This window comes from Mesorhizobium sp. WSM4308 (assembly GCF_002294905.1).
Classification (GTDB): domain Bacteria; phylum Pseudomonadota; class Alphaproteobacteria; order Rhizobiales; family Rhizobiaceae; genus Mesorhizobium.
In genome coordinates this window covers 1-17,098 of the sequence record NZ_NSFW01000005.1, presented here as the reverse complement: position 1 = coordinate 17,098, position 17,098 = coordinate 1, and the positions used below count along the sequence as shown (strand labels likewise).

Annotated in this window: 35 protein-coding genes; 17 read left to right on the top strand and 18 right to left on the bottom strand. The window is 58.4% G+C overall.

What is annotated here, in order from left to right:
- Nucleotide 1: 1 nt before the first annotated feature.
- The 15 genes from terL to CK227_RS10350 form a co-directional block, all read right to left on the bottom strand.
- Nucleotides 2–1,561: a phage terminase large subunit gene (gene terL / locus CK227_RS10430; RefSeq protein WP_095804161.1), complete on the bottom strand. Its 1,560-nt coding sequence runs from the start codon at nucleotides 1,559–1,561 to the stop codon at nucleotides 2–4.
- Nucleotides 1,482–1,793 (bottom strand): hypothetical protein, encoded by a 312-nt coding sequence (locus CK227_RS10425; protein ID WP_143750497.1) that lies wholly within the window; start codon nucleotides 1,791–1,793, stop codon nucleotides 1,482–1,484. Before CK227_RS10425 ends, terL begins: the two co-directional genes overlap by 80 nt.
- A gap of 108 nt (nucleotides 1,794–1,901) precedes the next feature.
- Nucleotides 1,902–2,426 carry a hypothetical protein gene (locus tag CK227_RS36125; protein WP_143750496.1) on the bottom strand — a complete coding sequence of 175 codons (525 nt, stop codon included), beginning with the start codon at nucleotides 2,424–2,426 and terminating at the stop codon, nucleotides 1,902–1,904.
- Nucleotides 2,423–2,743 (bottom strand): hypothetical protein, encoded by a 321-nt coding sequence (locus CK227_RS10410; RefSeq protein ID WP_095804157.1) that lies wholly within the window; start codon nucleotides 2,741–2,743, stop codon nucleotides 2,423–2,425. The genes CK227_RS36125 and CK227_RS10410 overlap by 4 nt, the downstream gene beginning before the upstream one ends.
- Before the next feature lie 75 nt (nucleotides 2,744–2,818).
- Nucleotides 2,819–3,154, bottom strand: coding sequence for a hypothetical protein (locus CK227_RS10405; protein ID WP_143750495.1), 336 nt, complete (start codon nucleotides 3,152–3,154; stop codon nucleotides 2,819–2,821).
- Between the two features lie 702 nt (nucleotides 3,155–3,856).
- Nucleotides 3,857–4,144 carry a hypothetical protein gene (locus CK227_RS10395; RefSeq protein WP_095804154.1) on the bottom strand — a complete coding sequence of 96 codons (288 nt, stop codon included), beginning with the start codon at nucleotides 4,142–4,144 and terminating at the stop codon, nucleotides 3,857–3,859.
- On the bottom strand, nucleotides 4,141–4,350 hold the full coding sequence (locus tag CK227_RS10390; protein WP_095804153.1) for a hypothetical protein: 210 nt from the start codon (nucleotides 4,348–4,350) through the stop codon (nucleotides 4,141–4,143). Before CK227_RS10390 ends, CK227_RS10395 begins: the two co-directional genes overlap by 4 nt.
- Nucleotides 4,347–4,664 (bottom strand): DUF1064 domain-containing protein, encoded by a 318-nt coding sequence (locus CK227_RS10385; protein ID WP_095804152.1) that lies wholly within the window; start codon nucleotides 4,662–4,664, stop codon nucleotides 4,347–4,349. Before CK227_RS10385 ends, CK227_RS10390 begins: the two co-directional genes overlap by 4 nt.
- Nucleotides 4,661–4,867 carry a hypothetical protein gene (locus CK227_RS10380; RefSeq protein ID WP_095804151.1) on the bottom strand — a complete coding sequence of 69 codons (207 nt, stop codon included), beginning with the start codon at nucleotides 4,865–4,867 and terminating at the stop codon, nucleotides 4,661–4,663. The genes CK227_RS10385 and CK227_RS10380 overlap by 4 nt, the downstream gene beginning before the upstream one ends.
- Nucleotides 4,864–5,121 carry a hypothetical protein gene (locus CK227_RS10375; RefSeq protein ID WP_095804150.1) on the bottom strand — a complete coding sequence of 86 codons (258 nt, stop codon included), beginning with the start codon at nucleotides 5,119–5,121 and terminating at the stop codon, nucleotides 4,864–4,866. The genes CK227_RS10380 and CK227_RS10375 overlap by 4 nt, the downstream gene beginning before the upstream one ends.
- Nucleotides 5,114–5,404 (bottom strand): hypothetical protein, encoded by a 291-nt coding sequence (locus CK227_RS10370; protein ID WP_095804149.1) that lies wholly within the window; start codon nucleotides 5,402–5,404, stop codon nucleotides 5,114–5,116. Before CK227_RS10370 ends, CK227_RS10375 begins: the two co-directional genes overlap by 8 nt.
- Nucleotides 5,405–5,415: 11 nt before the next feature.
- On the bottom strand, nucleotides 5,416–5,640 hold the full coding sequence (locus CK227_RS10365; RefSeq protein WP_095804148.1) for a hypothetical protein: 225 nt from the start codon (nucleotides 5,638–5,640) through the stop codon (nucleotides 5,416–5,418).
- 29 nt (nucleotides 5,641–5,669) lie between these two features.
- Entirely contained in the window at nucleotides 5,670–6,119 is a 450-nt protein-coding gene (locus CK227_RS10360; protein WP_210421571.1) for an HNH endonuclease, read from the bottom strand.
- Nucleotides 6,120–6,318: 199 nt separating this feature from the next.
- The gene (locus CK227_RS10355) at nucleotides 6,319–6,600 is read right to left on the bottom strand and encodes a hypothetical protein (protein ID WP_095804147.1); all 282 of its coding nucleotides are present in this window, start codon (nucleotides 6,598–6,600) and stop codon (nucleotides 6,319–6,321) included.
- Between the two features lie 3 nt (nucleotides 6,601–6,603).
- Entirely contained in the window at nucleotides 6,604–6,984 is a 381-nt protein-coding gene (locus CK227_RS10350; RefSeq protein WP_095804146.1) for a hypothetical protein, read from the bottom strand.
- 28 nt (nucleotides 6,985–7,012) lie between these two features.
- Between CK227_RS10350 and CK227_RS10345 the strand changes: the two genes are divergently transcribed.
- Nucleotides 7,013–7,408 (top strand): hypothetical protein, encoded by a 396-nt coding sequence (locus tag CK227_RS10345; protein WP_095804145.1) that lies wholly within the window; start codon nucleotides 7,013–7,015, stop codon nucleotides 7,406–7,408.
- Nucleotides 7,409–7,413: 5 nt separating this feature from the next.
- Here the strand turns inward: CK227_RS10345 and CK227_RS10340 are convergent, their stop codons facing one another.
- Together CK227_RS10340 and CK227_RS10335 are read right to left on the bottom strand one after the other, a co-directional pair.
- A complete protein-coding gene (locus tag CK227_RS10340) occupies nucleotides 7,414–7,719 on the bottom strand; it encodes a hypothetical protein (protein ID WP_143750493.1) in 306 nt (101 codons plus the stop codon).
- Nucleotides 7,716–8,117, bottom strand: coding sequence for a hypothetical protein (locus CK227_RS10335; RefSeq protein ID WP_095804143.1), 402 nt, complete (start codon nucleotides 8,115–8,117; stop codon nucleotides 7,716–7,718). Before CK227_RS10335 ends, CK227_RS10340 begins: the two co-directional genes overlap by 4 nt.
- A 23-nt stretch (nucleotides 8,118–8,140) precedes the next feature.
- On the opposite strand from CK227_RS10335, the gene CK227_RS10330 reads away from it, so the two are divergent.
- Nucleotides 8,141–8,362, top strand: a complete 222-nt coding sequence (locus CK227_RS10330; RefSeq protein ID WP_095804142.1) for a hypothetical protein — start codon at nucleotides 8,141–8,143, stop codon at nucleotides 8,360–8,362.
- A 144-nt stretch (nucleotides 8,363–8,506) separates the two neighbouring features.
- Nucleotides 8,507–8,770: a hypothetical protein gene (locus CK227_RS10325; protein ID WP_143750492.1), complete on the top strand. Its 264-nt coding sequence runs from the start codon at nucleotides 8,507–8,509 to the stop codon at nucleotides 8,768–8,770.
- On the opposite strand, the gene CK227_RS10320 is transcribed toward CK227_RS10325, so the two are convergent.
- Nucleotides 8,767–9,009 (bottom strand): helix-turn-helix transcriptional regulator, encoded by a 243-nt coding sequence (locus tag CK227_RS10320; RefSeq protein ID WP_095804140.1) that lies wholly within the window; start codon nucleotides 9,007–9,009, stop codon nucleotides 8,767–8,769. The two genes, CK227_RS10325 and CK227_RS10320, sit on opposite strands and share 4 nt — an antisense overlap.
- Nucleotides 9,010–9,104: 95 nt before the next feature.
- Between CK227_RS10320 and CK227_RS10315 the strand changes: the two genes are divergently transcribed.
- From CK227_RS10315 to CK227_RS10250, 14 genes are all read left to right on the top strand, one after another.
- Complete coding sequence (locus tag CK227_RS10315; protein ID WP_095804139.1) at nucleotides 9,105–9,434, top strand: helix-turn-helix transcriptional regulator; 330 nt, start codon at nucleotides 9,105–9,107, stop codon at nucleotides 9,432–9,434.
- A gap of 581 nt (nucleotides 9,435–10,015) precedes the next feature.
- Nucleotides 10,016–10,432, top strand: coding sequence for a hypothetical protein (locus CK227_RS10310; protein WP_095804138.1), 417 nt, complete (start codon nucleotides 10,016–10,018; stop codon nucleotides 10,430–10,432).
- Nucleotides 10,433–10,480: 48 nt separating this feature from the next.
- Nucleotides 10,481–10,870 carry a hypothetical protein gene (locus CK227_RS10305; protein ID WP_143750491.1) on the top strand — a complete coding sequence of 130 codons (390 nt, stop codon included), beginning with the start codon at nucleotides 10,481–10,483 and terminating at the stop codon, nucleotides 10,868–10,870.
- 51 nt (nucleotides 10,871–10,921) lie between these two features.
- Nucleotides 10,922–11,365, top strand: coding sequence for a hypothetical protein (locus CK227_RS10300; RefSeq protein ID WP_095804136.1), 444 nt, complete (start codon nucleotides 10,922–10,924; stop codon nucleotides 11,363–11,365).
- Nucleotides 11,366–11,409: 44 nt separating this feature from the next.
- The gene (locus CK227_RS10295) at nucleotides 11,410–11,745 is read left to right on the top strand and encodes a hypothetical protein (RefSeq protein WP_095804135.1); all 336 of its coding nucleotides are present in this window, start codon (nucleotides 11,410–11,412) and stop codon (nucleotides 11,743–11,745) included.
- The gene (locus CK227_RS10290) at nucleotides 11,742–12,002 is read left to right on the top strand and encodes a hypothetical protein (RefSeq protein WP_095804134.1); all 261 of its coding nucleotides are present in this window, start codon (nucleotides 11,742–11,744) and stop codon (nucleotides 12,000–12,002) included. The genes CK227_RS10295 and CK227_RS10290 overlap by 4 nt, the downstream gene beginning before the upstream one ends.
- Nucleotides 11,999–12,601 carry a hypothetical protein gene (locus CK227_RS10285; protein ID WP_095804133.1) on the top strand — a complete coding sequence of 201 codons (603 nt, stop codon included), beginning with the start codon at nucleotides 11,999–12,001 and terminating at the stop codon, nucleotides 12,599–12,601. Before CK227_RS10290 ends, CK227_RS10285 begins: the two co-directional genes overlap by 4 nt.
- A 25-nt stretch (nucleotides 12,602–12,626) precedes the next feature.
- Nucleotides 12,627–12,785: a hypothetical protein gene (locus CK227_RS36675; protein ID WP_179302405.1), complete on the top strand. Its 159-nt coding sequence runs from the start codon at nucleotides 12,627–12,629 to the stop codon at nucleotides 12,783–12,785.
- Nucleotides 12,782–13,558, top strand: coding sequence for an ERF family protein (locus tag CK227_RS10275; protein WP_095804131.1), 777 nt, complete (start codon nucleotides 12,782–12,784; stop codon nucleotides 13,556–13,558). The genes CK227_RS36675 and CK227_RS10275 overlap by 4 nt, the downstream gene beginning before the upstream one ends.
- Entirely contained in the window at nucleotides 13,558–14,214 is a 657-nt protein-coding gene (locus CK227_RS10270) for a lambda exonuclease family protein (RefSeq protein WP_095804130.1), read from the top strand. Before CK227_RS10275 ends, CK227_RS10270 begins: the two co-directional genes overlap by 1 nt.
- Nucleotides 14,215–14,258: 44 nt before the next feature.
- The gene (locus tag CK227_RS10265) at nucleotides 14,259–14,774 is read left to right on the top strand and encodes a hypothetical protein (protein WP_095804129.1); all 516 of its coding nucleotides are present in this window, start codon (nucleotides 14,259–14,261) and stop codon (nucleotides 14,772–14,774) included.
- A 163-nt stretch (nucleotides 14,775–14,937) separates the two neighbouring features.
- Nucleotides 14,938–15,327 (top strand): hypothetical protein, encoded by a 390-nt coding sequence (locus CK227_RS10260; RefSeq protein ID WP_095804128.1) that lies wholly within the window; start codon nucleotides 14,938–14,940, stop codon nucleotides 15,325–15,327.
- The gene (locus CK227_RS10255) at nucleotides 15,324–16,472 is read left to right on the top strand and encodes a hypothetical protein (RefSeq protein ID WP_095804127.1); all 1,149 of its coding nucleotides are present in this window, start codon (nucleotides 15,324–15,326) and stop codon (nucleotides 16,470–16,472) included. The genes CK227_RS10260 and CK227_RS10255 overlap by 4 nt, the downstream gene beginning before the upstream one ends.
- Nucleotides 16,469–17,098, top strand: a 630-nt coding sequence (locus CK227_RS10250) for a hypothetical protein (protein ID WP_143750490.1), incomplete at its 3' end; no start/stop codon positions are given. The genes CK227_RS10255 and CK227_RS10250, both read left to right, overlap by 4 nt.

The window sequence follows — 17,098 nt, the reverse complement described above, 5'->3', positions numbered from 1 at the left end:
GTCAAATTGTCTGAACGTCAGGGCCGTTCGAACGCTCGCCGTAGGAGCGATAGCCGGATTTCAGAGCCGTCTTCTCCGGGGTTTCGGGCTTTTGCCCCACAACCATCTGGTCCAGAAGCTGACCTACCAGACCCAACGCGTCGACCTGATCGTCATGCTTGCCGGCCGGGAACGATAGCAGCTCGGAACGAAGCGTCGGCCACCACGGCGCGTCTGCCTGGTAATAGATGCCCGCGAGTGCCGCACGCCCGCGAATGGACTGAGCGCGGATGGATTTGTCCCCACGGGTCGGGAATTGCTCCCTGGCAGTCCAGGCGCGGCGCTTGCGCATTTCCTTTTCGAGGAACGGCCCGACACCAGACTTGATCTGCCCCGTTTCTTCAGCCCATCCTATCGGCTTGTTCGCGATCACCAGATCGCAGAAGGATGACACCCACTCATCGGATGCCGTCTGCTTGCGCCAGAGGTCTAAAAGATAGATCCTGTCTTCAGGATCGACGCCGACCACGATATGAACCGTGAAGTCGCCACCATCCTTCGTAACCGCATAGTCCGATGCGCCGTAAACCCGCAGTGTGGCTGGATCGGGCAGCTTTGCGACCGGCTTGAACCACTCGGCTTTGAAATAGTCGCCTTCTTCCGGGGTTGGCCGCTGCTGGTATAGCGCTGACCATGTGCGCGGGATGCGCTCGAACGTTGCCCAATGCGATGCAGGAAACCACTCTGGCCAGATATATTCACCAATCTGGCGGCCGAGCGGGTCATCTGCCCTTTCAGCCTTGGCGGGGATGCAGATCACCTCCCACGTATTGCCGTCGCGACATTCGATCATGCCGCTTTCGCCGTTATAGCCTTCAGGCAGGATCGCGCCCGCCAAATCATCCTCATGCCAGCGCGTTTCGGTGATCATCACTGATCCGCCAGGCTTGAGACGCGTCAGAACATCATCCTGGTACGCTTCCAGCGTCCGCTTGCGGACAACTTCGGAATCGGCGTCTTGTCTGCCCTTCAATGGGTCATCGATCGGGATGAAGTCAGCGCGGTTGCCGGTTATGCCGGACAAGATACCGCCGCCCATGTATTCAGCGCCATTCTCAAGCGCCCATTCATCCGCCGCACTGCTTTCCGAACTCAACGCCGTACCAAAAAGATTCTGAAACCCGGCTTGCTTCGTGATGGACCGCATGCGCCGGCCAAACTTGCGAGCGAGATCCGATCCGTAGCTGACCCCGATAACCCTGAAGCCGGGAATATTGCCCATTGCCCACGTCGGGCCGACGACAGTTGCGTATGTGGACTTTGCGCTGCCCGGAGGCAGGAACAGCATGGTTCGCCCACTGTGGCGCTTTATGCAGCGTTGCGTGGCCGCTAGGATAAGCTCGTGATGCTGGGCTAGAACCGTCTCGACCGGCTTGAACTGTTCCGTGTCCTCATCGGTTTCAGAGACGGGCGCACCAGGCACCTCGATATAGCGGGCATACTCAATTAAGCTGCTTCGCGCCCGGCGCCGTCTCAGCAACTCTTGCGCTGCGGCCTGCGGCGATGGCCTCAAGCTCTTCATCCGTCATCCTGTTCACGGGCTTCAGTTCGCCGTCACTGCCAGCATCAGCACTTGCCGCGAGATCCGGCATGATTTTCTTGAGCAATCCGAGCCCGGCGGACACCTGAGTAGCCGACATTTCGCGCTTGCCCTCAACATGCTCAATAAGCGCGTTGAGAATGTTGCTGTTCTGGATTTTAACCCGGTGCTCGTTTGACATCGTGAAACCGGGCCGGCGACCACGCTCAGCCATATTATGTGCCTCAACGTAAAACGCCCCGCTGATTTGCGAGGCGCTGTTATGATTTGTGGGATTGTGCATTTATCACATGGGCGCGATCGTTTCGCAAGCGAAATGTTTTCACCGGAATTTCGCTCTCAGCGCTCCGATGCATTCCTTCACCTGAGCCAAATTGATCATTGCCGGGTGATCATAGAACACCACGCCGTGGAACGTCATCTGGGAGCGGCTGTCGCATTCCTTCAGCGGCTGAAGCCAGTCTTCATAGCGCTTGCGGGTGCGGTCGATTTGCCCTTGTGTCGGCTCGCCGCCCAGGCCTTTGATCGTGGCCACATAGTCCATTGCCTTGGGGAACGGATGCTGTGGGTTTGTCAGGCTCATGAAGCGGGCGACTGTCTGCACGTAATCATCGCACAGTTCGACATCCACCAGGTCGATTTGGCCGCGAAGGTAGAGGCGCCCGACCTCATAGCCAGCCAACCTGTCCCCTGCCTGGACCAGGGTAAGGCCGTGGAGGCGCATCCGGGCTTCGATGTTGCCTTGGCGCGTTTCTGCCACGCTCGCGCGCTGTGGCTGGCCATTTGCCTCGCGCTGGCCTGATTTGCGTGGGCGCCCTCGTCTCTGCGCTTTGGTTCGAGCCTTCATGGTGTTAGTCCTTGCAAAATCGACACGTATGGCAGGCTGATCCAGTCCCCATCGCCCTTGGCCGTCATCAGCAATCCGAGTGTTGTTCTGTTGGGGACGTATTTTCGATATGCCAGTATATCAAGGTCTTGAATATCTTGCATTTTCAGACGAAAGCATTGAAAGTTATCCACAGGATACTCACAGACCATCGGAGGCGCTGCCTTGATCTTCGCCCGCTGCATCCGCTTCCTCATCCTGTCCCGCGCTCGCTGCTTTTCCCGGTGCGCATACTGGATCTGGGTCAGTCCCCAGTCGTCTTGCTTTTCGTTCAGCATTTGCCTGCTTCCTTTTGTGGACTAGTGCCTCAATTTCTTCCCAGGCACCCCAGTCGCCACGGATTCGTAGATTGCTCACGCTTCTCTGGCGGCTGTGCGCATGATCAACGCAGCGCGCTCGGCACGTTGGCGCTGATGCTCCTGACCCTCTGATGTCTTGAGCCAGCGCTGTTTTTCTTCCCAAGCCTGGGATTCGGCGATCTGCTCTCGACGTGCGCGCTCTGCGGTCTGCTTGGTTGCTTCGACGGTCACATGCTCCCGAGCGACTGCAGCGATTTCCTCAGCCGTTGGCAGCTTGTCACGGCGCTTGCGCTCTACGCGGCCTTGTATGAAGTCCTTTACGGCAGATTCTATGGACCACGCTGGAAGGCCCTGCACTGCCAGGAGATAGGCCGATACTTTGGCGTCCATGAGCCTCTGGACATGGCTTGCGGTTTTGTCCACCCACGGGTCTGGGTACGCCGCAAACAAGATTGCTAAGGGTTTTCTGGCCTCATCAGCACTGAGTGGCATCAAGGACCGGCTTTGGACGGCGGGGTAGTTAGTCATCGAGCCAGCCCCACCTTTGGCGCCGGAGAATTCGACTAATCTGCATCTGGCCTACACCGTATCGGCGGGACAATTCTGCTCCGGTAACTTTCCCATGCAGCCGGCGGATTTCTTTCACATCGTCAGAAGTGAGTTTGGACGTGCCGCACTTCTCCCCAAGAATATGGGTGCCGTGGACTAGCCTGTCCGCGCTGTTTTCCTTCGGGAGAGCCCATCTAAGATGCCGATGGTTCACACAGGACGCATTGCCGCAACCATGAGCTGCTTCATGTATATCCGAGGGCGATGGTCCGTGCTTTTGCTCGCATATAAAGCGGTGTGCGTATGTGCTGCCGAATTTTCCATACCCATCACTTTTGCCAAAGGGCCAGATGATGCATTCGCGCATGTCGCTCTCTAAAGCGCTTGCGATAAACTCACTTATCTTCGCTGGATTAGTACGTGTGCGAACGGATAGTTCGCCACCGCGCGAAGGATCGCCGTACCTGCGCAGCCGCAGGTAATGCGCCATGCATAGACCCTTGGCTGTGACTGCTCTTCCGCAGTCCATTTGACAGAGCGCGTTCAATGTGTCCTCGCCAGCGCATCGATCATTGAATGGCCTGTGGACGCTTGGAGCGCACGTCTCGGCATCCAGTCAGCCTTGAAGCCGACCCAGTTGCGGTTGATCATTTCTTCGACGGCCCCATTTGGATCGCCGTAGAGCAGGAACTGCTTGATAAGTATCCGCGTGGCCATAGGCGTAAGAGCCGCCTTCTTGGCCTTGCGGTGCTGAATGAGTTCTTGGGCATGCTCGTCATCGAGGACGGCAAGGAGAGCGTCTAGAATGGCGTGGCGGGCTTCCAGGGTCATGCGCCTTCTCCGGCGAGAGGCCCAGCGAAGACGAACCATGGATCTCCGATGCCGCTATAGCCCGTATCATCGGTGTGCTTTGCCGGATCGAATGGCACGCTCTTGATGAGGCCATGCTTCTCGGCCATCTCTTGGATGATGTCGCCGCCATCACAACCTTCCCAAGATGCGCGGATGAGTTCCTTGGCAAAAGCTTCGATGCTCATGAAAGCAAAACCTCCCTACCGTAGAGCGCATGGAACAGCTTGGCCTTGTTGATGAAATCGCGGGTGCGAACGCCCTTCGCGTCTTCCGTGACAAGCCGGTTTGAATTTTTGTCGGTGTACTCAAAATCACTGACGTAGGTTGCGACGTGCAGCCCGTTTACTGTGAGTGGATAGCGCGGCTGGAGCCTCAAGCCGGATATCTCTCCGGCCTTCTCCAGTAGCTTCAATTCGCAATACCGATATGCTTCCTTCTTCGAGGCAAAGCGGATGCCGTCGATCACTGTCGGGACATTTCGGTATTTGCGCTGCGTCATGCAGCCCTCGCATCACGTGAGGCGGCAGCGCGATAATCAGCGGCGGCTTGGCGCAACACTTCGATGTCGCGGCGCTTAAGGTCGATCTCATGGTCTGGACGTTTCTGCTTCCCGTCCGAGAAACGAGACAGCCAGTTGACCTTGGCCGCGACCATAAGGTCGAGCGCGTGCGCCATGTGGTCGTGCGGGATGCGCTCGCTCATTCCGGCCGCTCCACAAAATGGCGGCAGGCTGGTGTTGTGACAGGGATTGCCTTCTTGTCGTCACCCGTGAGCGAACGATACTTCTCGCAGATCATCTTCTTGCGAACGGCGACCCAAAATTCGCACTGACCGCACGAGGCACCGGCCGGACCAGTTGAGGCAAAATGCGCCATACCGACGATAGACCGTGCTATCGCAGCGCGCGGCACAGTCAGGACGTCCGTCATATTGGCATGCTTGGCGAGATCAACCATTGCCGCCACCTATGATGAGGCGCCCAAGTCTGTCCTCGTCTGCCCTGAGGCCGGCCAAGTCGAGACCGGCATATTTGGTGTGCGGCGTGGATGTCCCACCATTGCGGAAAAGACGGATGAATCCGGTGCCCTGCCCGGCGTAGACTTCATCGCCGCGCCGATATAGTTTTACCTGCCGGTAGACGCCTGCCTGGGTTACAAGGATTGCAGCCGCGTCAGGGATCTCATGGAACCGCTCCATGCCTGCGAACGCAACGGCACTGACTGTGGCTTGCATGTTCATTTTCAGGCTCCTCAGTTGATTGAAATTCCTGCCAACGCCTCCACAGCCCGCCATGCCTGAAGCGCGCAATATCCAGCTCCAAACAGCACAAGGATGCAGAACGTAATCGCAGCGAGCCAGAATGTGCGGAATGCCCAAACGGATATCTCAGGATCAGGTTCGACAATCGGGACATAGAAGCCGCTGTCGTCTAGGGTGAATATTCCATCGAGGGTCGAAATGGTCTGGCACTTCATGGTGCTTTCCTTTCCTGTTAGTGGGTGGATTAGGCTGCGCGCTTCGACTTTTCGCGGGCGCTGTGTTCGAGCTTGACTATTGCCATGATGGTCGGCTTAACCTCGGCTGGCGCGGCGTCATAACCACGGCCAAAACGGCCACCGAGACGCGGCAACAATGCGCGGGGGACACACTCCCAATTCATCGGATCGGTGTTGAGACGGTCGCCATCGAGACATTTCAGCGCGAAACCCTTTGGGATCTTTCCGTTCAGCTTTTCCCACTCGACCAGATGAACCGCACGCCAGCGAGATTGCAGCGGCATGCCGTCGTGCATCTTGATCTCGCGGTAGCCGTCCTTGCTCAGCCGCTCGGTGCCGATTGGCTTGTAAAGGTCGACTGCAATGCCGCTGCGTCCGTGGCCTTTGACGAACTGCGTCTTACGGGCGTTAGGGTGGCGTCCTCCCTTCCCTGGCGGGCAAGTCTTGCCCTTGTTCACAGGGATTTGGCCTTTCGTGAAGCATCCGGTTCGACCGGTCATCCAGCCCTTGCGCTTCCGTAGGGAATGGAGGTTCGCCGCCGAAACGTCTTCGCGCCTGAAGGCCGCTACGAAGGCTCTGTGATAGTCGCTGATCACCATCACACGTTGGCTTCAAGCCACCGCATTTCCTCGGAGCTGTATGTTATCCAATGGCCCTTCATGATCCGCCCTCGACCTTCTTCTTGAAGTCAAGGACGGCGGCGGGCTCCGATTCCGCGATCATTGGCAGATGCTTCATGAAGCGGTCGCCATGCTTCGCGACGAGTTCACAGGCCTGAAACGACAGGCGGGCATTGTCGACAATCTTGTCAGCCACCTTAACGATGGCGTCGGCACGCTCGACCTCGCCCGCCAATTGCTCCGCTGTCATGCCTTCGTCAGCAAGACGTTCGAGTTGCATGAACAGATGGTTGTTTAGATCGGAGAGTCGGTTCTTCATCACTCACCCCTTAGCTTTCTTGCCAGCCACAAAATCAGCCAGCCTAACAAGCGCCGGATAGTCCTCATGGCGCGCCCTTTCCTCGTCGTAAGCTGCATCTGCTTTCGCAAACCCGGCTTGGCACCAGGCTTGAAACAATGGGAGCCAACGATGAGTAAGCATCCCCCGCGCCGGTCGGTTCCAGCCCTGCATGATGATCTCTGCGTCAACTCCGCATTCTGATTGGATGCGATAAGCTGCCGTTTCGATGTTATCACCGGGACCCCGATGGTACTTCCCCAACAGGTCCGCCGCCATTTTCTTGGCGCTTCTGCCTGCAAACATCGGATCGTTGATATCGACCACAGACATTTTGTTACCCTTTACATGTGACTTGCCGCTCATGACATGAACCCTCTGCTACGTTGCTTTCATGAGCGATCAGCAACGAAAGGAGCCGAACTGGCGCGAGGAAGAGAGCATGGAAGCCGCTGCGTCCCGACTTTTGCGGGTGCTGGACGAGCGAGCGAAGAAGAGAGCTGCCGGCGCTCAGAGCCCGGCAAGAATTCTGGATCGTCCGTTGTCCCCGGACGAAGGCGCGGACGGCGAGAGCGATTTGGGTTCGGGTTCGCTCGATCGCCGTCCGCAGCTTACCGACAGCCGGGAGGAGTTGGCTAGCGGATTGGAATACGGCAGACGCGCGGATTTGGGACAGTTGGATTATGTGTTCGAAAAAATCAGGCCCAAGGATACCGCGCGTCCTATTTCCGGACGCATCCTTGACGAGGGTAGATCGCGCGAAAGTTACGCTCCGGAAGATGGGGAATGAGGTGATCATGCGTCACCTTCTGAAATGGTGCCGGCAGCGAGGGGAGGACAAGCTGCCGGCTTCGTCATTGGGGGAGGAGGGGGCGATGACGAATGGGAAACGGGAGGGGCGAACATCGGCCGCCAATGCGTGGGGAACACCTCGCCATAGTCGCGATCGTTGGCCAGTTCCCAGCCGTATTCGTCGCCCATGTGAAAGCCGACTTGCGGGAACGACGTGATCGACATCGTGGGCCAGTAGAGAAACATCCACGAGCCGTCCTTGTGCGCCGTCGAAATGTCGTGCCAGCCGTTGGAGTCTGGAGTGCTCATGCTGCGGCCCATGTCCAATCTTCCGGGACAATTTCCGGGCGCTCGTAGCTGGCTATTTTTCCGTCATGGCCGACCTTGAGAATGATGTAATCACCAAAGCCGTTGTCGCCGTGACAAAGGAAGTCGCCGGGAACATACCCCTCTCGACCAGCGATCTTGTTCCCCTCGGCATCGAGGAGCCAGTATTCGCCCGCGTCGCAGACCTTGTAATGAATGTCGGCCGTTGTGCTTTGAGGCCAATCGATGATGGTTCCAGTTGCAATGTCGATCTTGACGCACCAATCATCGCCAACACGGCCAGGGATAAGAGTCCCGTCCGTATCCTCAACATCATTGACAAAGGCATCTTCCCAATATCGGACGCCAGCGTGGCCGAGGAAAAATGTCGCTTTCTTCATGATGCCACCCCCGGAGAATCCTGATGTCCGATGAAGGCGACCCACCGCTCACTGAGCCGGTGATTGTCCTCGACGTGTTCGCGGTCGGCGTCGATGTAGAACGGGTCGATGGCGAAGTGCGCCTGATCGCATGGGTCTCGCATGGCGAGGAACACCGCATCGTGAACCGGCTTGTTCTGCCTGATACCGTCGCGCGTGCTCTCGCCCGCGATCTGCGCAAGGCTCTTGCCAGTGATCGGCAATGAGCAGCCCTCAACGCTTCGGTAACCACGCGAAACAATCGCTGTTAAATCGGCTAATGGCGCCGTTGCTTGTGCACCGCGATATGGCCGAACCTGATGTCCAGCCGGCGAGCAATAAGAAAAACCCCGCTGGCGGGAGGCAACAGCATGGGAAGGGCGCTTGTCGAACCGGCTATCGTGCCGGATATTTTCTGTTCTGGGCTGCACGATGTGGAGGACTTGGGCGACGGTCTTTTCCGCTTTACCTTTTTCGCCAAGCAGCGGTCCTTGATCGATCAGGGCGAGGAAAGCGTTGTTGTGGCGCGCATCGTCATGAGCGGGCCAGCTGCCTATGCGGGTTCCGCGCTGTCCATGAAGGCGATCAGCGGGAAATTCCGGAATATCGTCGTGGGGATGATGGTGGCGCATTAGGCAGCGCTCGCCTCTTTGGTGATGAGCGTTTCAAGCGACACCGCATCGCCGGCAAGATCCGTGATTTTCTTGGCCACCTGATACGAGCAGCCGCGATCCCAGCTCTCGATGAGCGAGATTTGCGCCGACCCCACCCCGACCAGTTCGCCAAGCTCTGCCTGGCTCATGGATTTTGCGGGGTTGGTCGGGCTGGGCTGGCTCTTGCGCCATTCGCGGAGGGGATGCGGTGCTTTGCTCATAGCACCCCTTTTAACTCAGAGATAAATTTACTTCAAGTTATTTTTTTGCTGGCGCTGCATGGAGGGCACGATGAGTGCAGTGCACAATCTCTTCCATGATCCAAAGGGCAGACCGATATCAGCGCAAACAGTACCGGCGGACCTTCATTCGCCAGTGGCGCAAATATCGTGGCCTGACATTAGAGCAGCTGGCCGACCGCATCGAGATGTCGGCCCCAGCTCTTTCTCTTCTGGAGCGCGGCCAGAGCGGGTATCAACAATCGACGCTTGAACTGCTGGCTGATGCGCTCCAGACGGACCCGGCCTCACTTTTGATGCGCAACCCAGATGACAATGATGCGATCTGGTCTCTTTGGGATCACGCGTCGGAAGGCGAAAAGCGCCAAATTTCTGAGGTCGTCAAAGCTTTGAAAAGGGCCGGCTGAAGACACAGCAAGGCAAAGACGGAGGGTGAGGTATCTCACATCTATCCCGTCTGATTCCGTAGGCGTATGCTGTTACGGCACTGCACGCATTATCGACCGAGATGATGCCGGAAGCTCCCGGCGGCTCTGAGGGTCTCGCACTCCTGGTAGATCGGGCATTAGCGCCGGACCTCACCGCTTTCGTCGTTTATCCACCCTTGCGGGGCGTTCAGGGCCGTCCTAGCCCGCGTGTCTTGCCGTCTGCCAGTTCATATGCGGGTTAGCCACGAAACGGCATCTCCGCACGGCCCGATTTTAGAAGGATCGGGAACCCGTTGGCAGGATTTTGATTGACGGCGGCATCGTAACGTTATAACAATGCTACCTGTTGATGGCTGCAAACCTGCCAAGGAAATTTGCCGTCAACCGTAAGGCTCCAGCGGCGTGAACCGTTCGGGAGCCTTTTTCTTTTAGGCGATCCGCCCCTCCCCCGCAATAAATTTTTTCTGGCAGTAACTTTTTTGCTTGCAATCGGTTTTTGCTGGGAGTAAATTACTGCCTACACCCGAACGGCAATCTCGCCTTGGGACAGGAGAGTAACAATGGCCTTTCATGATGTAGAACGCGGGGTTTTCAAGGGCGCCGCAGCGCTGATCAGCACCGTTCAGGTCAGGATCAGCAAGAGCACGCCAGGCACAGCCGCGATCACCATTTCTCAGGATGTCTATAAGAAGGTCGGCGAGCCGATGTTCTTCAACATCATGCTCGGCTCCGGCGAGCATTCAGGCTTCATTGCCCTGATCCCGCGCAACTCGAAGGGCGCATCCTCCTACAAGGCGTTCAGCACCTCGCCGACTGGCAAGGCCTGCGTGATCAGCATCTCAGCCAAGAAACTCGGCCTCGTTTCAAAGGCAATCGCCACGACGAAGCTGCCGTTCGAGATCACGAGCGACGGCATCATTGCCGATATCCGCCCCGCGCGGAATGCCTCCTCGGCCATTGCAAGCCTCGCGGCATAGCCCCTCACCCCCGCAAAGCCGATAGGCAAGAGACAAGGGAAAACGACAATGCCGACCTTCTGCTTGGAAATGCGAAGCACCGCCGATTGGAGCGACTGCCGCTATCGCGCCTACACGACCAACGCGAAGAAGGCCGAGAACTTTAGGGGCCTCCCGAAAATCCGCTTCACCGATAGCGGGCATGGGATTGTGCCATCCGTTCATGAGCACAAAGGCCGGCGCGAGCGGGAGATCAGAACACTCTCAGACTACGTTCAGGAGAGGCTGCCAACGGCCGACAAGCCGAAGACCGTCACCTTCACCGTCAAGTTCAGCAAAGACGAGCGAGAAGCCGTGATCGAAGCTCTCAGCCGTCATCTTGCCCGCGCCAACGCTGGCGATGTTCCCGAGGGAGATACCCCTATCGAATTCTTCAAGAGCGCGCTGGCGAAAGTCTAGCCGCCCTCCCAACCCCTCCCCGCCTATCTGGATACAACTGAGGAACGACAGATGAACGCGACAGACAAACCCAAGCTTGGATACTCCGATGGAGATGTCTGCAATCGGGCCGCGTGTGCTGGCGTCATCGAAATGCACAAGTCGGAGGATTGCTCCTGCCACATCAACCCTCCGTGCTTCTCCTGTACGTCCGTGACGGCGTTCTGCCCGGTTTGCGAATGGGAAGAAGCGGACGACCCGCTGGTGGTCCAGGAAATCGCCTCGATCCATTTCGGTAACGACTTCGCCTATGTGGAGCGCGCCAAGCGCATCCTTGACCCTACGAAGATTGATTACCGGATCGAGATGCACAGCAACGCATCCCAGAAGGTGATCGGCGTCTACCCGGACGGAACCACAAGACAAGAGGTTGAGGCAGTCGTCAAGGGCACCTTCGGCGGCCGGTTCAGTTCGTTCAAAGACGGGCGGTTTGAGTACATCGCCTACACCGATTGACCCCCTCCAAAGCAAATACCCCCATCAACCGGACAAGAACACCAATGACCGCAGATGAGAAGACAGCGCATACGTTCACTCCAGGCCCGTGGCTGTCTCAGGGGATTTGCTATGAGGGCGAGGAGCGCGGGAGTTGCGGCATAATAGGCGACAACTTGGGCGGGCTCGTCGGTGTTGCTTTACCGTGGCCCACGGAACTGGACGAGGGGAACTTCCCGCGCGTCGAGGCAAACGCCCGCCTGATCGCCGCTGCACCAGAAATGCTGGCCGCGCTCAAGCAGCTTGAGGCCGAAATGCGGGCTGGCTTCGGATCGTCAGTCGGTGAAACGCGTGAACAGGTACGCCGGGCCATCGCCAAGGCTACAGGAGCGGACCAATGACCGCCCACAGCCGCACAGTCCAAGGCATGGCCACCACGCTCAGCAATATCGGCCGCCAGCGCCCCCACCAGGAAGTGCGCGTTCTCACCACGCGGTGCAATGGCTCAGTGCTTGGTCCTAGCCGGTTGGTCTGCGTCGGCGGCGAATATTACCAGATCAATGCCGACATCACCTACCGGCAGCTTTTGCAGGGCATCCGACCGGATGAGCTTGAGCTTGAGCCTGCCAATCCGGATGAAGAGGACGAATTCGAATGAGCAACCAGAAGCACACCGTTTCCACCGACGCCCTCGACACGCTGGGAACGCATCCCATCCCCGACAACAGCGGGCGGGACGCCATCCATCTGGCGGTCGAGCCCACCATTGCCGGCGTCCGGCTTCGCCCTGGTGAGCGCGTCAAGATCGAGGAAGGCTTTGCGGTCCCGGCAAGCCACGACGCAACCGGCATTGTCGATCCATTTCTAGGCGATCTTGTCCAGTCTGGCCAGCGCTTTTGGTTCGTCGTCCTGCCGCGCACCATCACCTCATTGCGGCATGTCTGGAGCCATCCGGCATTCCCCGAGGAAGCGACGTTCCATGCTGATGCCGATGAGCATTACGTGACCGATAAGGCTGCTTCGGAAGCGTGGATGCGCAAGTGGGCCATGGAGCATGTCTCCGAGGACTACTACGGCGACGGTGAAGGGAAAAGCGAAGCCGAGGCTTATGCCTACGCCATCCACGCCGGCGAGGAAGAACATATTGGCCCCTACGAATCCGCCCGCGACCACATCGACAATGAATGGTGGTCGCATTGGGAAACCATCACTGGCAAGCGCGGGAACCGCGAAGCCTATTTTTCGTGCTCGTGCTGACATGCCACGCGACCAAATCGCCGAGATGGCCCTGCTGCTGGACCTGTCCCGCGCCCAGCGCATGGCATGGGAGCGCCTGTTGCTCCTCACCGCCGGCATCAGCCCATCCGAAGCCGAAACCATCGTCAGCCTTGCGGATAAAGACCGGCACCAAGAGTTTCACCAAGAAGGATTGGCAGCATGAACACGGTTTCCAGCGCACTTATCGAACACGAGCCTACCACCGCCAAGCGTGAGATGGTAGCAGCGCCGTCCGTTTCCGTCACGCCGATGGACATGATTGATCGCGCATTGACCAGCAACGCCACACCGGAGACGCTGGAGCGGCTTCTTGCCCTTCAAGAGCGCTGGGAAGCCAGCCAGGCTCGCAAGGCATTTGACGAGGCCATGGCGGCGGCGAAAGCCGAGATCCCGGTCATCAGCAAGAACCGTGTCGTGGACTTCACGTCAAGCAAGGGCCGCACACACTACCGGCACGAGGACTTGGCAGAGATTGCCCGGACCGTGAACCCGATCCTGAGCAAGCATGGCCTGTCCTACCGCTTCCGCACCAGTTCCGCGCCGACCGAGCCTGTGAGCGTAACATGTGTCGTGTCGCATCGCCTTGGATACTTCGAGGAGAACAGCCTTGTCGGGCCGCGTGACGAGAGCGGCAACAAGAACAGTCTCCAGCAAGTCGGCTCTACGCTGACGTATCTCCAGCGGATGACGCTCAAGGCAGCGCTGGGTCTTGCGGCTGCCGAGGATGACGATGCCAAGCACGCCGGAGATACGGCGGATGATGGACCGATCACTTCTGAGCAAGCCGCTGCCATCCGCAAGCTGATCGAAGAGACGGAAACCGACATTCAGCGCTTTTGCGAACTGATGAAGGTTGAGTCCGTGCCCGACATCGCCGCCTCGCAATATGAGCGCGTCATCAAGTCCCTGGAAGCGAAGAAGCGGCGGGTTTCGTGATGACCGAGCAAGGGACAGTCGAATGGTTTACCGAGCGTGCCGGCAAGGTGACGGCCTCCCGCGTGGCCGATGTCATCGCGCGCACCAAGACTGGATGGGGTGCCAGCCGGGCCAACTACATGGCGCAGCTGGTTGCCGAGCGGCTGACCGGCACTGTTGCCGAGAGCTTTACCAATGCTGCAATGCAGTGGGGCACCGACATGGAACCGGAGGCGCGGCGCACCTACGAGTTCTTCACCAACGCCACAGTCGAGCCCGCCAGCTTCGTCAAGCATCCGAATATTGCCGACACAGGTGCCAGCCCGGACGGCTACGTGGGCGCGGACGGGCTTATCGAGATAAAGTGCCCGCTGACTGCCAGCCACATCGAAACGCTTCTGACGGGAACCATCGCCGGCAAATACATCACGCAGATGCAATGGCAGATGGCATGTACCGGAAGGGTTTGGTGCGACTTCGTTTCATTCGATCCACGCATGCCGGCGACGATGAGCACCTTCATCAAGAGGGTGCCCCGCGACGACGTGATGATCACCTCGCTCGAAACCGACGTGACTGATTTCCTCAATGAGCTTCGCCTCACGGTTCACCGGCTAAAGTCAAAATACGACCCGGAAACCGTCGTGCCAGGCGAACTAACCCTTTTGGCAGGCTAACCAGAGAAGCCGGGATCGCGAATGGTCCCGGCAGGAAGGTCAAGATGACAACCGCACCAATCAACCTTCGATACGAAGGCGAAGGCAATTTCCGGGTCATGTCCAACTATTGGGCGGCTCGAGCCGACAAGGATTTCGTCATCGGCGAAGTCTACAAGATGGTCGAGCATCACGACCGTAGCCAGATCAGCCACAACCATTATTTTGCCGCCCTCGGCAATGCGTGGTCAAACCTCCCCGATCGGCTGTTTGAGGAGTTCCCGACCGCCGAAGTCTTGCGCAAGAAGTTACTCATCCGCGCCGGCTATGCTGACGAGCGTTCGATCGTCTGCGCGTCCAAGGCAGAAGCGCAGCGCGTGGCCGCGTTCATCAAGCCCATGGACGATTACGCCGTCGTGACCGTCCGCGAGGCCGTGGTGCGCGTTTACACGGCGCAGAGCCAGTCTGTGAAGGCCATGGGCGCCAAACCGTTCCAAGCCTCCAAGCAGGCTGTTCTTGACGCTCTGGACGACCTGCTTGGCGTCGAGCGCGGCGTGACCGAGAGGAGCGAGGCAGCATGATGTACAAGCTCCAACCCGTCCGCGCTCACTGGCGCAGAGTACGAGACAGACTCAGGACACCTCCCCATGAGGAGCTTATGGAGGCCTACAGCTTCGATCTTCTGATGAAGGAAGTTTCAAGGCTGATCTCTGAGATCATTGAATCCGATATGGCGGTGCGGTGATGGCTGGCTTCGCAATCAAGCGCCCTGACACGGCCTTTGTCTATGACAAGTCCAGCAAGGCCACCAAGCGCATTGAGGACCCGGCGCACCTTGCGTTCATCCGCAAGCTTCCAAGCGTCCTGAGCGGCGCCTATGGCTGTGAAGCATGCCATATCCGGTCAGGGAGCGCCCTGCACCGCAAGAAGCACACCGGAGGGCAGCAGAAGCCAGACGACGCTTGGACGCTCCCGCTGACGCCGGACGAGCACAAGGAACAGCATTCCGGGGCAGAACTTGAGTTCTGGAGGTCGCGCGGCATCGACCCGTTCGAACTGGCGATCAAGCTATACGAAGTCACCGGCCAAATCGAGGCTGCCGAAACCATCATTAAGTCTGCGAGGAAGCCATGACCGAGAGCACCGCCCCTCTGAAGCCGGAAGCGCTTGAAGCGCAGAACGATGCTGCGCTGACGCCGATGTCGGGGTTCCTCATCTTCCTCAAGGATATGAGGCTCACAGGCTCGTGGCATTTGCCGACGCTCAACCGCGCAATCGAAGTTGGCGAAACGATTGTCGCGCAGTCCGCCGAATCTTCCCGCGCCCCTCAAGAGCAGGGAGTGAAGGTCCGCGAACTTGAGTGGTTTCTGTCTGATGATAGTGACCGCTGGACAGCGGCGCGGCCCTACGGCGAATTCATCATCGTCCGTGACCATCGCGCGTCGGCTGAAACCACGCATGGCTGGTTCAACGAAGGCAGGTGGGAATGGTTCGGCTCGCTCGAAGCGGCCAAGGCCGCCGCACAGGCCGATTTCGAAGCTCGCATTCTCGGCGCCCTCTCCATACAGGAGCCGGCATCGGAGCCGATGACAAATCGCGATGTCTCCGGCCTCATCGAAGAATACCGCAACCTGGTCAAGACCGGAGCCGAATACGCGGCCAGCGAATTGAGGCTGGCTCCTACCTCGGCATTCGAAATCTATATGGGCCATTTTCGCGACATCGGACGAGACATCGAAACTGCTCTTCTCACCCATCCACCCACACCAGCAGTCCAATCGGACCTGGTGGAGTACGCGCGCGAGGCAACCAAAGCGATCACCGGGCTTACGGGCGGCGGCTCGGAGTACTTTGGGAGGCAGATTGGTGAAATTTATACGGCCGATCTGGAACGATGCGTTGCGCGTATTCGCGAGATCAGAGACGCAGCCAACGAGCGGTGGAAGAAAGCCAACGACCGCGCCACCCGCGCCGAAGCGGCTCTTGCCAGTGCTCAGGACGATGCAGAACGTTGGCGCGCGCTCATGTCGAGCCAGCGGATGCACTTCATGGGCTGCGCCGGCATCGAACTGGTCAACAAGCCCGGCACGACAAGTCGCCAAACGCGCGATCTCATACCGGTCATGAAGCCTGGCGAATACCAGCATTTCGGCATGGAATTTTGGTCGGAACATTCGGCGTTTGGCAACCCTGAATTTCCAGACGATTTCGAGCGCGCGTTGCTCGTGGCGTATGCCGATCACCTTCGCGCCACCCTCCAATCCCAGAGGCCAGAATGATGAACGTCACGAGAGAAATGGCGCAGCGGAAACTCTCGCTATGGTTTTTCCGCGATCTATCCGATGAGCAGCGCCTAAGTCTGTTCTCCATATTTGGCTGTCCGGTCGATGAAATCGGCAAAGTGCATGGTCATCAGACACAAGTCTTGAAGCGCATCTTCGCAGCCCTCTCCTCCCCTGTAGGGCAGATAGCGGAAGGGGAGGTGACGCTTATTGAGCGGTTGCGCAGTCCTATCTTCGGCACGGAAACGGCCCTACAAGCGGCGGCATCCATCGAGACTTGGAAAGCCAGAGCCGAAAGACTGGCTGATATGCATCGAGATATGTGCGTGGTAGCCGGAGAAGCAACCGCTCGCGCCGAGAAGGCTGAAGCGGCACTTGCCAGTGCTCAGGACGATGCAGAACGTTGGCGCGCGCTCATGTCGAGCCAGCGGATGCACTTCATGGGCTGCGCCGGCATCGAACTGGTCAACAAGCCCGGCACGACAAGTCGCCAAACGCGCGATCTCATACCGGTCATGAAGCCTGGCGAATACCAGCATTTCGGCATGGAATTTTGGTCGGAACATTCGGCGTTTGGCAACCCTGAATTTCCAGACGATTTCGAGCGCGCGTTGCTCGTGGCG